This window comes from Streptomyces sp. NPDC021749 (genome assembly GCF_040640655.1).
Classification (GTDB): Bacteria; Actinomycetota; Actinomycetes; order Streptomycetales; family Streptomycetaceae; genus Streptomyces.
On sequence record NZ_JBFACE010000010.1, the window covers coordinates 185,250 to 200,985 of the forward strand.

The following is a 15,736-nucleotide window of genomic DNA, read 5'->3' on the forward strand; positions in this document are numbered from 1 at the left end:
CCTGGAGGGTATGCGTTTCGTGCCGTGTGGGAAGTGCCTTACCGTGGCGCGGTGGCGACTCAGATGATCCTTCTCAACGGTGGTTCCAGCTCGGGGAAGTCCGGGATCGTACGGTGCCTGCAGGACGTACTGCCGGATCCGTGGCTGGCGTTCGGGTGCGACTCGTTCGTCGACGCCATGCCCGCGAAGATGCAGACGTCCAACGAGGGGATCGCGATCGCGGCGGATGGTGAGGTGAGCGTCGGTGCGGAGCTCCGGGCGCTGGAGGTGGCCTGGACGGAGGGCATCGTGGCGATGGCCCGTGCCGGCGCCAGGATCATCATCGATGAGGTCTTCCTCGGCGGAGCGGCGTCCCAGCAGCGGTGGCAGAAGGCACTCGGCGGGCTGAGCGTGTTGTGGGTGGGCGTCAGGTGTGAGAGTGAGGTCGCCGCGGCCCGTGAGGTCGCCCGAGGGGATCGCGTCCAGGGGATGGCCGTGTCGCAGGCGGAGGTGGTGCACCGGGGCGTGTCGTACGACCTGGAGGTGGACACGACGCATACCGAGTCCCTGGTGTGTGCGCGCACCATCGCCGCCCACGTCAGCTGATCGCCGGGCCGACGGGCCAGGACACGGCCGTCGGCCACGGCGACCTCGGAAGGAACTACTTCTTCACGGGCTCGCGGGGCGGCATCCAGTGATGGACGGTGAAGTCGCCCTTCTCCAGGGTCTCGAACGGGGCCGAGCCCAGACACTTGCCTACGCTCTTCTTCGGCAGGCCGTCCATCGCCCAGCTATAGCCCAGCCGGTCCCCCTTCTTGCCCCCGTCCAGTACGGTGAAGCCGAAGCGCTTCCCCTTCAAGTCCCCGATGCGCGGCAGGCCGGGGGCGCCCTTGAAGTGCGAATCGGTCACGATGCCGGTGGCCACGGCGACCGGTCCTCCGGTGAGCAGGCAATCGATACGGCCCTTGAACGCGGCGCTCCACTTCTTTCCGAAGCGGTGGCTGACATGGAACGTGCCGTGGGCCTTGTCGGCGAATCCGTGGGCGTCGATCGTGAAATGGACGTCGTCACCGGGGCGGCGCTGGAGCTTCGCGGAACCGCTGAGTGCGGGTTCGTCGATGGTGTGCCGCTGGTCGGTGGCGTGAGCTGCCGCGTTGTCAGCTGCCGCGGCGGTCGGCTCCACCGAAGCAACGGTCAACACCGCCGCGGCGCATGCGGACAGGGCCATGGTGGCCGCGACGGCAGAGCGACGAATGCGAGACATGGAATCTCCTGCTGGTAGGGGCTCGAACGGATTCCACGATCGCGCCCTCCGCCCGGTCGCTGCATCGTTCTGCCGACGGGGAGGCTCCGTCGCGCGGCGGAGACAGAGTCAGTACCGAGGTGATGGTCGTGGCCGATTCCGTCTTTCCCGGACCTGCAATGTGAGGGCGGGCCACCGTGAGTCGTTGCACTGAACTCCGGCTACTCACCGCTTGGCTCGTGTGCGGTGGCGGCGTACCGCGTCGCGGTTGGTGCACCGTGGGGAGCAGTAGCGCTGTCGGCCGGTGGGGGAGGTGTCGGCGAAGATCAGGGCGCACTCGGTCACCGCACAGCGACGGAGGCGGTGCATGCCCCGCCCCGCCAGATGCAGCGCGGTGCCCACGGAGATGAGGGCGAACAGCAGGGAGCCGAGCGATTGGTCGGCGTCGCGGTAGTGCAGGTGCCAGCCGCTGCCCGCGTGGTTGGTCAGCCGCGGGTAGGCGGCGGTGGCCCTCAGCATCCCGTTGAGCAGCTCGGCGCGCTCACGCTCGTCGTCGCCGGCATCGACGACCTTCTCCCACGCCTCCAGGGCAACTCCGACACGGTCCACGTCCCATGACGTCACCGGGCGTTCGAGCACCAGCCCGGCGGCGCGGCACCGGTCCGCGAGCTCCTCGGCGCTCGCCGGCCGGCGGTTGGCCAGGTCCGCGGCCAGCGGGAGTCTCCCGGCCGGAGCCGGGAGAGGCGGTGCTTGACCGTTTGGGTGCCCGCTTCGGCTTCTTGCCGTGTACCGACGGCTGATCCGCGTTCACTTCCTCAGTGCGGCTCTTGCTCGCCATGGTTGTGCCGCGCTTCACCGGGCGGCCGGCCACGTTCCGGTCCGTACGCGTGTCGGTCTCACCAAGGCAGCCGCTCGTCGTTGACTGTCCAGTCCTCGCCCAACTCCCGCCGCAGAGCTTCCAGCGCGGCGTCCGACTGCTGGTCGAAGAGATCCCTTTCTTCGCCGGACCACGGAGAAGGACCGGCCGGGTTCTTCCAGTCGAGGGAGGACTGGAACCACTCGCACAGTCTCGTCAGTTCGGTGCGGGTGGCCGAGCTGATCGGCAACCGTTGCAGATCGGTGGGGTAGCCGTACGGGCTCTTCAGTTCGTGGGGCCACAGTGGGGTGTGCGGCACCCCGGCTTCGAAGAAGAATCGCAGGTGCTTGGACATGCTGCAGCTTCTCACGAGGGGGCACAGGCCTCACCCCTGATGTCCCGCCCGGCCGCCGCTCGCCGGTTGAGACGCTCGCCGGTCGGGCCGTCCGGTCAGTCAGGACGTCCGGTCAGTCAGGACGTACGGAATCCAGCAGCGTGGCGCAGCGGCCGAGGAGGGCCACCAGCGTTGCTCGCTCCTCGTCCGTGAACTCTGCGGCCAGTGCCCGCTCGACGCGGATGGCACGTGCGTCGGCATCGTTCATGACGGCCCGGCCTTGGTCGGTGAGGCGGGTTTCCAGGACGTTCTTGTGCCACTCGTGCGGGGTGCGCTCGATGAGGCCGCGCTCCTGGAGGTTCTTGAGCACCGTGTTCATGGTCGGGGGCGTCACCCCGCAGGCCCGCGCCAGTGCGGCCGCGGAGATCCCGGGACTCTCGGAGAGGTAGAGCAGGGCCGCGTACTGCGGAACCGTCAGTCCGGCCGGCTTGAGCGCCGCGTGCTTGGCGCTCTGGAGCGCCCGCTCGGCGAGCTTGATGGAGGATCCGAGGCGCTCGGACGCGGGCATGGACGTCATCTCCGCATCGTAACGGGTGTGCGCAGGGGGAGACTCCGCCCTTGAGTGAGGGTACACCTGATACTTCGAACCTTGATGAGTATTCGAACCTTGACGAATATTAGAGTTCTAATCTAGCTTCGTGTTCATCGCCGGTAGGGGTCTGCGGTCCCCGGTCCGTGCGTGCTTGCTCCGGTTCCTGGCTTCGGGAGCCGGATCTCCCTTGCTACCGAGAGGCGTTCACCTTGTCCCGCGAGGTATCCACCTTCTTGTCCCGCAGCAACCGGCGTCGGCGCCATGTGCTGGGCGCGGCCGCACTGGCCCTGACGGCCGCCTCCGCTTCCGTCGCCATCGTCGCCACGGCCCGGGCGGACGTACCCGCCTCCCATCCGGCCGCCGCCCATCCGGCCGCCGCCCAACAGGACGCCCGTGCGCGGGTTTTGGCCGCGTACGACCTGCCGGGGGACCGTGTCTACCCCGAGGGGATCGCCGCCGACCCGGTGAGCGGCGACATCTACGTCGGCTCCTATACGACCGGCGCCGTCTACAAGGCGACACCCGGCCACCGCACCGCCGAGGTGTTCCTGCCGGCCGGTACCGACGGGCGGACCACGGCGAACGGCCTCAAGGTCGACCGGGCCGGTCGCCTCTGGGTCACCGATTCGACCGCCGGTGTCGCCGTGTACGACCTGCGGAGCCGCGCGCTCATCGCGCGGTTCGACGTCACGGGGCCGGCCAAGTCGTTCGTGAACGACCTCGCGCTCACTCCCGACGGGACCGCGTACCTGACGGACAGCTACCGGTCCGTCCTCTACCGGGTCACCCCGCGGCAATTGGCAAGGGCTGCGACGCACGGCCGACGGGCCGACCTGACCGCCGCCTACGACCTGACCGGCGCGCTCGGCCCGCGCCCGGCGGGCGCCGTCACGCTGAACGGCATCGCGGCCGACCGCTCAGGCCGCTCTCTGCTGACCGTCGACATGACCGCCGGGACGCTGTACCGCGTCGACCTGCGCTCCGGTGCGGTGCGACGGGTCGCGCTGCACGGCGGGAACGTCCTGCACGGCGACGGCCTGGAGCTGCGCGGCAATACGCTGTGGGTCGTCCACAACGTCACCAACACGATCAGCCGCTGGCACGTCTTCGACGACGGCGCCTCGGCGCGCCTGGAGCGCAAGGTCACCGACGCGGCGCTGCAGATCCCGACCACCCTGGTCCGCAGCCACGGGCGCACCCTCGTGGTGCGGTCCCAGTTCGACAAGGGCGGTCCCATGGGGTCGGGAACGCCGCAGATCCCGTTCACGGTGGCAGTGGTGTCCGGTATCTGATGCCGGCCGACCGGTGACCCCGGCGAGGCGGACCCCGGCGAGGACGCACGAAGGGTTTCGGCGCCCCGCCGGGGTCCGTCCGGTCCGACTGGTCTGGCTCAGGGGTGCCAGATCTCCTTGATGCTGTTGATCTCGCCCTCGGAGTCCAGGGTGATGTCGTAGATGTTCCCGGAGCAGCTGTAGGGCGCCTTCACGGCGCTCGGGTTGGTCATGCAGTCGCCGGCGTGCATCCACAGCTGGCCGACGGGAACCGACTTCGTGCTGCCGGATCCGGTGGCCAGTTCCGCCTTGACGTCTCCGGCGAAGAGGTAGTACTTGGCCTTGCCCTGACCGTGGTAGATCCAGTCGTTGGGCGTGCAGACCGGCTTGGCGTCCTTGGCGGACAGCGAGCCCTTCGACGGCGGCACCGCAGGCTCGACCATCTTGTGCCCGGCCGGCAGCTTCGGCGGCGTTCCGCAGTCCCCGGGGCCGTCGGCCTGATCGGAGGCCTTGTCGCTCGGGGCGCTCGGGGCCGGCTTCTTCGACGGCTGGGCGGAGGCGCTGGAGTCACCGGAGCCGGCGCTGTCGCCGTAGGGGTCGTCCTCGGGGCCGCAGGCGGTGAGGCCGGCGCCGAGCGCGGTGACGAGCGCAAGCGTGCTGAGGAGTCGGTGAGTTGGCTTCATGCTGAAATGTCCCCCGTGAAGCGATGAAGAATGACGTGATCATGATTGATCGGGAGAGTTCTACACCAGGGGGCGATGCGAGACCTAATTCGCCACGACAACGGCTGTCGTGACCCGCGTCATTTCTCCAGGGGGGAGGCCAGTGCGGCGGCGGTCCGGAAGAGGTTGACGACACTCATGGCATGCCTCCCGGCGGACCCCTCCGGTAGTAGGGGGAAGGGTCCGCGCATCGCGCTCAATGGATGCTGGGAAGCTGGCTGACCTGCGGTGATAGAGGGACGGCCGAGGGGCGAAGCTTCATGTTCGGCCGCTCGGGCGGTCCAGGGACGGGGTGATCATCGCGGCGAGAACCGCGTGCAGGTCTTCACCCGGTAGCGGGCGCAGGGGGCGTGACAAGCGGTCGGAGCGGTAGTGCCAGTGGTGATCGAGGTCGGGGTGGATATCGTCCGACTCCTCGAACGCGGCGGCACTGCCCAGGAGTTGGGACAGCACGACGGCGAGGTCCCGCCAGGCGACGTGACCGCTGAGGGCATTGGCCACGCCGTGCACGGGGGCGTCCAGGCAGGAGACCACCGCCCGGGCCAGCGCCGCGGCGTGTACCCAGGGGGCGCCGTACCAGGCGTGGCCGCCGGCGCCCGGGCGGGGGAGGGCCAGCGGCCTGCCCTCGCGGGCGGCCTGATAGAGCACTCCCGTGGCACCCCACCGCAGTTGGTCGCGCAGTCGGTCGTGCGGGCCCCAGACCAGCGGGGAACGGACCGCGCTCGCGCCGCCCCGGCCCGCGGTGCCGGCCGCCCGGAGCAGCCGCGCCTCACAGTCGAGCTTCGCCCGGCCGTAGGGGCTGAGCGGTTCGTGCGCAGGGGACTCCTCGGCCACCTGGCCGCCCACGGGATGCCCGTACGCGTCCACGCTGCTGACGAAGACGAACGGGCCCCGCGACCAGGCGTCCACCATGGCGTCCATCGCCGCCACATCCACCTCGGGCCGGGTGAAGGTGCAGGCCGCGTGGATGACGGCGTCCGCGCTCCGGACGGCCTTGCGCAGCCCGTCGAGATCGGTGAGGTCGCCCTCGATGACGTCGACGCCGTCCGCGGCGACCAGGTGCGCGGATTCCGGACGGGCCAGGGCCAGTACGGGGCGTCCCTGGGCGGCGAGTTCCCGGAGGAGGAAGCTGCCGACGCCGCCGGTGGCACCGGTGACCAGGACGGTGCCTTGCCGGGGCCGGCCGGTCTGCCCTGCCCGTCCCGCGTGCCCTGTCCGTTCTCCCTCAGCCGTCCGGTCCGTTCGGCAGGTTCGCGCCGGTCGGGCGGATGCGGCGGCGCGTTCCGCCGCCCGCTCGTCGAGGAGGGCGGAGATCGCGCGGGGGGTGCGGGCCTGCATGATGTCCAGGCCGGTCAGGGGCAGGGTCAGGGCGCGGCGCAGGCGTTCGGCGAGCTGGACGGCGGCGAGGGAGTGGCCGCCTAGGGCGAAGAAGTCGTCGTCCGGGGCGGGGTGTCGGCCCAGGAGTGCCGCGAAGCCCTCGCGTACCGCGTCCGTGTGCGGTCCCTCGGGTGCGGGGAGCGGAGGGAGGCCGGGCAGCCGGGCCGGGTCCACCGTGCCGTCGGCGGTGCGGTGGAGAACGTCGAGCAGGGTGACGGCGGCCGGGACCAGGTCGGGCGCCAGGCGCTCCCGCAGATGGGCGCGGAGCTCGGCGGGCGACGGGCCGCCGAGCTCGCGCAGGACCGCATAGGCGAGCAGCGGGCCACCGGGAGGGGAGACCACCGCGGCGTCGGAGAGATGCGGGTGGGAGTGCAGCAGCCTCTCGGCGGGGTGGACGTCGCCTCCCTCCAACTCCGGTGCTTCGTACGCCTGTTGACCATCGGCCTTGGATAGTTGAGAGAGTGGCAGGTCGTCCGGGGCGGTGGCGAGTGCGGTGAGGAGCGCGGCGTAGGTGGCGCCGAGGTCGGTGGCTGCCCTTTCGTCCAGTGCGGCGCGGCGGTACTGGACCAAGGCGGCCGGCCGATCGGTGTCGACGAGGCCGAAGGAGAGGTCGAACTTGGCTTCCCCCACGCCGACTTCGACGTACTCCGCGTCCGTCCCGGGCAGTCGCAGCGCCGTCGGCACGCCGAGGACGTCCGCGGTCACCCGCACCAGGGACGTTCCGTCCGCACCGCGCGCGGCGGCGCCGAGCCGGTCCACGATGAGGTCGAACGGCACGTCGGCGTGCTGCTGGGCGTCGAGCAGTGCGGCACGCACCCGGGTCAGCAGCGTGCTGACGGACGGGTCGCCGGAGGCGTCGACGCGTAGCGGGAGGGTGTTGACGCACAGCCCGACCAGCCCCCGCATCGCCGTTCCCCTGCGGTGTGTACCGGCGATGCCGATCACCAGGTCGTCCTGGCCGGTGCAGCGGTGCAGGGCGGCGAAGGCCGCGGCGAGCGCCACCGTGAACGGCGTGGCGCGGTGCCGCCGGCCCAGCTCGCGCAGGGCGGCCGGTACCTCGGGGGCGAGCGGTGTGGTGTGCGTCCCGGTGGGCCGGGCGGTGGTGTCGGTGGGCGGGGACGTGGGGCCGGGGAGCCGTGGGGGAGCGGCGCCTTCGAGGAGGTCGAGCCAGTGGCGCAGCCCCTCGTCGAGGAGGTCTGTCGCGGCGCGGTGTTCCTGCCGGGCGAAGTCGGCGTACTGGGGCGGTTGGGGCTGCGGCTGTGCGGGGTCGGGCCCGGGAGCGGAGGTTTCCCGCGGTCGGGCGGCGGTCTCGTACAGTGCGGCGAGTTCCTCCGCCACGGTGTTCAACGACGGTCCGTCCAGGGATATGTGATGGAACGTCAGGAGGGCGGTGTGGTCCTGCGGGCCGTGTCGCAGGACGAGTGCGCGGGGCACGGTCCCGGTGGCGAGGTCGAACGGGCGGCGGGCCTCCGCCGCCAGCAGCGGTGCGGCGTCCGCCGGGTCGGCCGGGACCACCGGCACCGCGATCGACCCGGGTGCCGGGAGCACCTCCTGGTACGGCTCGCCGTCCCGCTGTACGTAACGGGTGCGCAGGATCTCGTGCCGGCGGACGAGCGCGGTCAGCGCAGCGGCCAGCGCCTCGACGTCGAGCGGGCCGCGCAGCCGGGTGGCGAACGGCACGCTGTACGAGGCGCCGTCATGACCGAGCCGGTCCATCAGCCACATGCGGTGCTGGGCGCGGGAGAGCGGTGCCGGGCCGCGGTCGGCGGAATCGGCGAAGGGCGCCCTCGGTGCCCTGCCCGGGGCGCCGGAGCGGGCCGCGGCACGTTCCCGGGCCCGGCGCAGCAGCTCCTCCTGGAGGGCAGGGGCGGCGGGGTGGTCAGCGGCCATCGGTGTCCTCCGGGGCGTGCGGGTGAAGATCACCGTGCGCAGCGAGCAACGCCCGCTCGACCAGGGCGGCCTGGCCGGCCACGGTGGGGGAGCCGAAGAAGTCGGCGAGCGACAGCTCGACGCCGAGTTCCTCGCGGAGGTCGTCGGTGACGACGAGCGCGAGCAGGGAGTGGCCGCCGAGGGCGAGGAAGTCGGCCTCCGGGCGGGTCACTTCGCAGCCGAGAAAACGGCCCCAGACGTCGGCGACGGCCTGCTCCAGCGGCGTCAGCGGGCCGTCCGGGAGAGGCGTCGGCGATCCGACCGCACCGTCCGTGCCGCCCGCGCTCTCCGCACCGTCCTGGCCGCCCGGGGCAGACGCCGGCGATCGGTCCGCATCCTCGGAACCGTCCTGATCGTGCGGCGTGCGCAAGTCGGTGAGCAGGCGACGGTCGACCTTGCCGGAAGGGTTGAGCGGCAGGTCGGTGACGACGGTCAGTTCGTCGGGCACCAGGTGGGCGGGCAGGGTCGCGGCCAGCCGGTCGCGCAGGGCCTCCGGCCGGGGCACGGGACGACCGGGTGCGGCCACGACGAAGCCGACCAGCCGGGCGTCGTCGGGGGAGGGGCGGTGCACGGTGACGGCGGCATCGGCCACCTCGGGCTGCTCCCGGAGCGCGTACTCGACCTCCCCCGGCTCGATCCGGAAGCCGCGCACCTTCACCTGGTCGTCCGTACGGCCGTGGAAGTCGAGCACGCCGTCCGGGCGACGGGAGACGACATCGCCGGTGCGGTACAGCCGGCCCCACCGGGGGTGGGTGGTGAAGCGTTCGGCGGTCAGCTCCGGACGGCCGGTGTAGCCCAGGGACAGGCGGCTGCCGCCGACCCACAGTTCGCCCCGCTCACCGTCCGGGACCGGCCGGCCGGCCTCGTCCACGACGTGCGCGGTGGCCCCCGCGATGGGACGGCCGATCGGTATCCGGCCGGCGCAGTCGGCGGCGGTGACCCGGTGGGCCGTGGCGAACGTCGTCGTCTCCGTGGGGCCGTAGCCGTTGATCAGCTCCAACCAGGGGAACGCCCGTAACACGTCGCGCGCATGGTGCGCGGCGAGTGCCTCGCCGCCGACCACGACCGTGCGCAGCGGCGCGAAGATCCGCGAACGGCGCACCGCCAACTGGTGGAAGAGCGCGGTGGTGAAGAAGGCCACCGTCACCCCGTGCCGCTCCGCCTGCCGGGCCAGGTCCTCGAACGAGGGCCGCTCGACGGTGCACACCACGACCGCGGCGCCGTTGGCGAGGGCGCTCCACACCTCGAAGGTCGACGCGTCGAAGGTCAGCGGCGAATGGAACAGCACCCGGTCGCGGGGCGTCAGGGTGAGGTACTCCGGGGCCCTGACCAGCTCGGCGATCGCGCGGTGGGCGATCGCCACCCCCTTGGGACGACCGGTGGAACCGGAGGTGAACATGATGAACGCGGCGGCGTCGGGGAGGGGTCCGTCGGCCTGCGGTTCCTCGGCGGGGGCCTCCTCAACCGGTGAGGCGTCCTGCGGTGCGTCAGGCAGGGCGAGGGCGGGACCGGCCGGAGCGGCTGATTCCAGCAGCTTGGCGTCCCCGACGACCAGCGATACGCCGGCCTGTGCGGCCAGAGCCTCGCTGCGCGGGCGCGGGTGCGCCGGATCGAGCGGTACGCACACGGCGCCCGCCCACCACAGCGCGAGCTGAGCGATGACGGTACGGGCCGAGCGGGGCGTCAGCAGCGCCACCGCGTCACCCTGGCGGACTCCCCGCCGGCGCAGCTGCCCGGCGAGCGCGCGGGCGGCACGGACCAGCTGCGCGTACGTGAGCGTGGTGTCGCCGTCCGCCACGGCCAGGGCGTTCGGGGTCCGTTCGGCGTGCCACGCCACGAGTGCCGGGAGGCTGGTCGGGGCGGGTTCGCTCGACGGGGTGCTTTCGGTGGGCACGGGCCCTTCCTTCCGGGTGTCGTCGGGGTGCGCGGACAGAGGAGTGGTCATCTCAGTCCCGTCCCGGCTTCGGGTCCGCATCCGCCTCGGCATCCGCGCGACGGGCGTCCACCAGGGCGGCCACGGCGCGCAGGTCGGGCTGGCGGAGCAGCTCCGGCGCGCGCAGCCGTACCCCGGTCTCGCGCCGGATGACGGTCAGCAGACGGGCGGCGATCAGCGAGGTGCCGCCCGCCGCGGTGAAGTTCTCGGCCAACGTGGTCTCCGGGCGGGCGAGCAGATCGCGCACCGTGTCGAGCACCAGCCGTTCCCCCGGGGTGGACCCGTCGGGTCGCACATCCGACCTGGACGGCTCGGCGCCTTCCTCGGTCGCCCGGCGCATCAACTCCGCCCTGTCCACCTTGCCGTTGGCGTCCAGGGGGAAGGTGTCGACGATGCGTACGGCCGAGGGGACGGCCTGCTCGGGCAACCAGGCCCGCACCGCGGTGAGCACACCGTCGGCGAAGTCCTCCGCGGTGGGCGCCGTACCGCTCGGGCCGGCGCCGCCGGCCGGCCGTACGTACGCCACCAGGCGGGCGCGGCCGTCGGACGTACGGGGTGCGACGACCACGGCGCTGCGTACCGCCGGGTCCTGCTCCAACGCGGCCGCCACCTCCGCCGGTTCGATCCGCACGCCGCTGATCTTCACCTGGTCGTCCAGGCGTCCGAGGAACTCCAGCAGCCCGTCGTCCCGCATCCGCACCCGGTCCCCGGTGCGGTACAACCGGTCCACGCCGGGCGGCAGGGCGAGATCCGCGGGCGGGGCGGTGAAGCGGCGGGCGGTCAGTTCGGGGTCCAGATAGCCGAGCGCCAGACACCGTCCGCCGAGGCGCAACTCGCCCTCGGTGCCGCGGGGAACGGGACGGCCGTCGGCGTCGGTGACCACCACGGTCACCCCCGGCACCGGCCCGCCGATCGGCGGCGCGCCCGCCCCGTCCGCCTCGGCGGCGTCCGTGCCGCGCATGGCGTACGAGGTGGCGAGGACGGTGGCCTCGGCCGGGCCGTAGGCGTTGTGGACGGTAGCGGTCACGTCCGCGGCCGGACGGCGGCGCAAACGGTCGCCGCCGACGATGAGGTGACGGAGTGTCAGGTCGGCGGGCCAGGGACGGTCGAGCAGCGGCTCGATCATCGGGGTGGCCCCGATCGCTACCGATACCGCCGCCTCGCGCCACCAGTCGGTGAGCACCTGCGAGTCCCAGCGCACCTCGTCCGGCGCGGGCACCAGCGCGGCGCCGGACGTCAATCCGGCCCACAGCTCCAGTACGTGCGGGTCGAAGGCGACGCCGATGAGCAGGGAGTGGCGGTCGCCCGGGGCCAGGCCGGTCTCCGTGCGGTACCAGTGGAGCAGGGTGCCGAGGGCCGCCTCGCCGACCGCGACCGCCTTGGGGCGGCCGGTGGAACCGGAGGTGAGGACGGCGTAGAACGCACCGGAGGGCGCGCGACGGGTCCCCGTGCCGGGGCCGTCCGCGAACGCTGCGACGGCCTTCGCGGGGGCGTTGGCGCCCGCCACCGGCAGGGGCAGCACCACTTGCGCCACTCGGTCGACGTGCCCGCCGCGTTCCCCCTGTCCGGATGTCCGGAATCCGGCCGGCAGCAGCGCCGGATCGCCGATCAGGCAGGCCACGTCGAGGTCCTCGGTGACCGTCTCGATCCGGCGTTCACCGGGCTGCGGGCCGAGCGGCAGGTAGACCGCGCCGAGCCGGGCGAGCGCGACGGCGGTCACCACCAGCGCGGCCGAACGGTCCAGGCAGACGCCGACCAGGTCGCCGGGCCGGACCCGGTCCCGGAGCGCTGTGGCCATCTCGTCGGCTGCGGCGTCGATCTGCCGGTACGTCCAGGTGTGCGCGCCGTCGATCACCGCGGGCGCCTCGGGTGAGCGGGCCGCCCACTCCGTGAAGCGGGAGAGCACCTCGGCCGGGATTCCGGTCGCGGGCGTGGCGCCGTGGGCGATGCTCAGTGCCCCTTCCTGGGCACGAAGGGTCTGACGGGTCTGAGGGGCCTGCGCGGTCCGGGGCGCCTGGGTGGTCGGGTTCGGGTGCATCACGCCTCCGTCGCAGTGGTCGCAGCGGTCACAGCGGCAGCGGTGGCCGAAACGGCCGTGGCGGTCGCAGCAGTCGTCGTGGTCGGGGGAGCCGCGGCCGTGGGGGGCTCGGCGGCGAAGGACGCGAGGGCGCCGGCCTGGTCGGCGAGTACCGGGTTGCGGAAGAGCAGCCGCAACGGCGGGCGGGCACCCAGGTGGGGCTCCAGCCAGGCGGCCAGCTGCGCGGCGAGCAGCGAATGACCGCCGACGTGGAAGAAGTGCGAGGACGACGCGAAGCGGCGGTGGCCCAGGACCTCCTGCCAGCCGTCGGCGAGCAGCGCCGTCAGCGGATCGTCGGACAGCGGGCCGGTGGCGACGGCCTCCTCGGACGGGGCCGCCGGCTCCACCGGGACCGTCGGCTCCAGCGCCGCGGCCGTACGGGACAGCGCCACCCGGTCCGGCTTGCCGCCGGCCAGCCTCGGCAGCACGTCCAGCCGGGCCCACCGCCCCGGCACCAGAGCGGCCGGCAGCCGACGGCTCAACTCGGTGTGCAGGGCCTGCTCATCCCACTCCTGGCCGTTGGCGCCCTGGCCGGTGTTCTCCAGGAAGCCGACGAGCCGGGGCCCGCCGGGCGCCTCGCGGTCCAGGACGACGGCGCAGGACCGGCCGCCGAGCACGGCCGAGGCGGCGGACTCCACCTCCTCCAGCTCGATGCGGTAGCCGCGCAGCTTGATCTGGTTGTCCCGGCGGCCCAGGAAGTAGAGCAGCCCGTCGCGGCCCCGGTAGCCGAGGTCACCGGTGAGATAGACCCGCTCCCCGCCCAGCGCGTCGACCGTGACGAACCGGGCGGCGGTGGCCTCCGGGTTGCCGACGTACCCCTCGGCGAGCCCGGCCCCGGCGATGGCCAGCTCGCCGACCGCGCCGTCCGGCAGCGGACGCTGCCCGGGGTCCAGGACGTGGATGCGCTCACCGGGCAGTTCGGTGCCGAGCGGGATCTCCGCGCCCTCGACCAGGCCGTCGCGGGTGATCTCGTGGACGGTGGAGCTGACGGCGGCCTCCGTCACGCCGTAGACATTGAGCACGGTGGCGTCGGTGTCGACGAGGAAGTCGCGCATCACCTCGGCCGGGAGGCGCTCCCCGCCGAGGACCAGCAGCCGCGGCGCCCATCGGCCGTCGCGCAGGGCGGGGGCCAGGTCCGCGCGGGTGGCGAGGAAGTAACTGGTGGGCAGGTTGGCCACGGTGACCCGGGCGGCGGTCAGCAGCTCGGTCAGCTCGGCCCCGGTCGGCACCTCGTACTCCGGCACGACCAGGCACGCCCCGGCGTACAGCGACGGCAGCACCTCTTCCAGCGCCACGTCGAACGACGGCTGCGCGAACAGCAGCACCCGGTCACCCGGCGCCACGCCGAACCGCTCGGCCGCGCCGGTCAGATGGTTCGCCAGCGCCGCCCGTCCGACGGCCACGGCCTTGGGCACACCCGTCGAGCCCGAGGTGTGGATGATGTACGAAGTGTCCGGCACCACCTCCGCGGTCCGGGCCTGCGGAAGGACCGGGGCGTCGACCGGGGCCACCGGGATTCCCGCGGGGACGGAGGGGAGCAAGGGGCCGGTGCCGGTGGCCGTGGCGGGGGTCAGGACCAGGGCCGGGGAGAGCCGCTCCAGCAGCAGCTCCAGCCGCGCCGGCGGGTCGGACGGCGACAGCGGGCAGTACACCGCTCCGCTCCGCAGACACGCCAGCAGCGTCACGACCGAGTCGACGCCGCGCGGCAGCACCGCGGCCACCGGCTGACCGGCCGTCACACCCGCGGCGCGCAGTCGCCGTACGAGCGAGTCCACCTGCGCGTCGAGATCGCCGTAGGTGATCCGGCGGGCGCCGACGAGCAACGCTGGCAGTGACGGGTCGTGGGCGGCGGCGGGTTCCAGCGGGTCACGGGTGGCACCGTCGTGGACCGCCGTGGCGAGGGGCGTGTCGGCCGGTGCCGGGGCGGGTTCCGGGGCCGACGGCAGCGCCAGGTCGGCGAGGACGGTGCCGGGAGCGTCGAGGTAGGCCCGCAGCAGGTCGAGGAACCGCCCGGCGAGCAGCTTCGCCACGTCCTCCCCGAACATGTCGGCGTCGTAGTCCCAGACCAGCGTCATGCCCGGCGCACCGTGCCGCGGCGTGACCCCGCGCCGGTCGTCCGGCAGCAGCACCACGTCCAGGTCGAAGCGGGTGGTGCCGGTGTTGAAGCCCTCGAACAAGGTGATGTCCAAGCCCGGCACGTCGATCTCGGGAAGCTCCGCGTCGTGGGCGCTGAACATGACGCTGAACAGCGGGTTGTCCGCACCCGAGGTGTGCAGGCCGAGCGCCCGGGTGAGCTCTTGGACCGGCACCTCCTGGTGCGGCAGCGCACGGATCAGGGTGTCGGTCACCTCGTCCATGGACTCCTCCGCCGGCGCGTCCGGATCAAGCCGGAGCGGGAGCGGGATCGTGTTGACGAACATCCCCACCGCGTCCTCGAACCCGCGCGGGCGGTTGCCGACCGCGGTGCCGATGACCATCTGTGTGCGGCCGCTGTGCCGGCGCAGCAGCTCGGCGAAGAGCCCCAGCAGTGTGGCGAACGGCGTCAGACCGCGCGAACGGGCGTGCTCCCGCAGCCGTTCGGCCAGGTCGGCGCCGATCGACTGGCGTAACTGCCCGCCGTGGTGCCGGCGCCGCGACCCCGGCCGGGTCAGCCCGGGCAGCGGCATGTCGTAGGAGAAGTCGCGCAGTTCACCGGTCCAGAACTCAAGGCCGGCCCGCCGCTCCTCGTCGCCCGCGGCACCGCTCTCCCGCTGCACCCGGACGTGCTCGGCGTACGACGATGCGGCGGGCAACTCGACCGGCTCGCCCAGGACATGGCCCCGGTAGACGGAGAAGACGTCCCGCAGCAGGATCGCGAAGGAGTGGCCGTCGTGGATCAGATGGTGCTCGATGTGGATGAGCCGGTGCCGGTTCTCCGCCAGCCGGACCAGCGTCCAGCGCAGCAGCGGCGCCTGATAGGTGTCGAGCGGGGTCTCCGCCTCGGTGCGCAGCAGATCCTCGAAGGCCCGGTCGGGGTCGTCCGCCCCGCTCAGGTCCACCGTCCGCAGCCGCGGCGCACAGCCCTCGGCGACGCGCTGGCCGGGCACCGCCCCGGGGACGGCGACGAGTTCCAGCCGCAAGCCGGGGTGCCGGTCGAGGACGGCGGCGAGCCCGCGGCGCAGGGCTTCGACGTCGAGGGTGCCCCACAGGTCGAGTGCGGCGGTGAAGTTGTACGCACGGCTGCCCGGCTGCACCTGTTCGTGCAGCCAGACGATCTCCTGCGAGGAGGAGAGCGGAAGCATGGGCGGTCCTTGATGAGTGGTCGGATCGGGGTGGCGCGGCCGGCCTGGTCGGGCCGGGCGCGCAGTGCGCAGGCCGGGCCGCGGATCGCGCGGCCGGCCGCGGGGTGGCTTCAGGACATGGGTCGGACGAGGAACCGGACGG

The 15,736-nt window shown here is 72.9% G+C and carries 11 protein-coding genes; 2 read left to right on the forward strand and 9 right to left on the reverse strand.

What is annotated here, in order from left to right; genetic code table 11:
• Positions 1–51 precede the first annotated feature (51 nt).
• A complete protein-coding gene (cpt, locus tag AB0G35_RS13050) occupies positions 52–585 on the forward strand; it encodes a chloramphenicol phosphotransferase CPT (protein ID WP_360947813.1) in 534 nt (177 codons plus the stop codon).
• A gap of 55 nt (positions 586–640) precedes the next feature.
• Here cpt and AB0G35_RS13055 read toward each other — a convergent pair whose 3' ends face one another.
• From AB0G35_RS13055 to AB0G35_RS13070, 4 genes are all read right to left on the reverse strand, one after another.
• Entirely contained in the window at positions 641–1,243 is a 603-nt protein-coding gene (locus AB0G35_RS13055; RefSeq protein ID WP_360947815.1) for a hypothetical protein, read from the reverse strand.
• A gap of 204 nt (positions 1,244–1,447) precedes the next feature.
• Positions 1,448–1,936 carry a CGNR zinc finger domain-containing protein gene (locus tag AB0G35_RS13060; protein WP_360947911.1) on the reverse strand — a complete coding sequence of 163 codons (489 nt, stop codon included), beginning with the start codon at positions 1,934–1,936 and terminating at the stop codon, positions 1,448–1,450.
• Between the two features lie 182 nt (positions 1,937–2,118).
• Complete coding sequence (locus tag AB0G35_RS13065) at positions 2,119–2,433, reverse strand: hypothetical protein (protein WP_360947817.1); 315 nt, start codon at positions 2,431–2,433, stop codon at positions 2,119–2,121.
• Positions 2,434–2,545: 112 nt separating this feature from the next.
• Positions 2,546–2,989: a MarR family transcriptional regulator gene (locus AB0G35_RS13070; protein WP_360947819.1), complete on the reverse strand. Its 444-nt coding sequence runs from the start codon at positions 2,987–2,989 to the stop codon at positions 2,546–2,548.
• A 248-nt stretch (positions 2,990–3,237) separates the two neighbouring features.
• Here AB0G35_RS13070 and AB0G35_RS13075 point away from each other — a divergent pair, with 248 nt between their 5' ends.
• On the forward strand, positions 3,238–4,296 hold the full coding sequence (locus AB0G35_RS13075) for a superoxide dismutase (RefSeq protein ID WP_360947821.1): 1,059 nt from the start codon (positions 3,238–3,240) through the stop codon (positions 4,294–4,296).
• A gap of 98 nt (positions 4,297–4,394) precedes the next feature.
• Here AB0G35_RS13075 and AB0G35_RS13080 read toward each other — a convergent pair whose 3' ends face one another.
• The 5 genes from AB0G35_RS13080 to AB0G35_RS13100 all read right to left on the reverse strand — a co-directional run bounded on the left by AB0G35_RS13080 (position 4,395) and on the right by AB0G35_RS13100 (position 15,594).
• A complete protein-coding gene (locus AB0G35_RS13080) occupies positions 4,395–4,958 on the reverse strand; it encodes a hypothetical protein (RefSeq protein ID WP_360947823.1) in 564 nt (187 codons plus the stop codon).
• 297 nt (positions 4,959–5,255) lie between these two features.
• On the reverse strand, positions 5,256–8,264 hold the full coding sequence (locus tag AB0G35_RS13085; protein WP_360947825.1) for a condensation domain-containing protein: 3,009 nt from the start codon (positions 8,262–8,264) through the stop codon (positions 5,256–5,258).
• On the reverse strand, positions 8,254–10,197 hold the full coding sequence (locus tag AB0G35_RS13090) for a non-ribosomal peptide synthetase (protein WP_360947827.1): 1,944 nt from the start codon (positions 10,195–10,197) through the stop codon (positions 8,254–8,256). The genes AB0G35_RS13085 and AB0G35_RS13090 overlap by 11 nt, the downstream gene beginning before the upstream one ends.
• Positions 10,198–10,249: 52 nt before the next feature.
• Entirely contained in the window at positions 10,250–12,274 is a 2,025-nt protein-coding gene (locus tag AB0G35_RS13095) for a non-ribosomal peptide synthetase (protein WP_360947829.1), read from the reverse strand.
• Positions 12,274–15,594: an amino acid adenylation domain-containing protein gene (locus AB0G35_RS13100; RefSeq protein WP_360947831.1), complete on the reverse strand. Its 3,321-nt coding sequence runs from the start codon at positions 15,592–15,594 to the stop codon at positions 12,274–12,276. Before AB0G35_RS13100 ends, AB0G35_RS13095 begins: the two co-directional genes overlap by 1 nt.
• Positions 15,595–15,736: the final 142 nt, after the last annotated feature.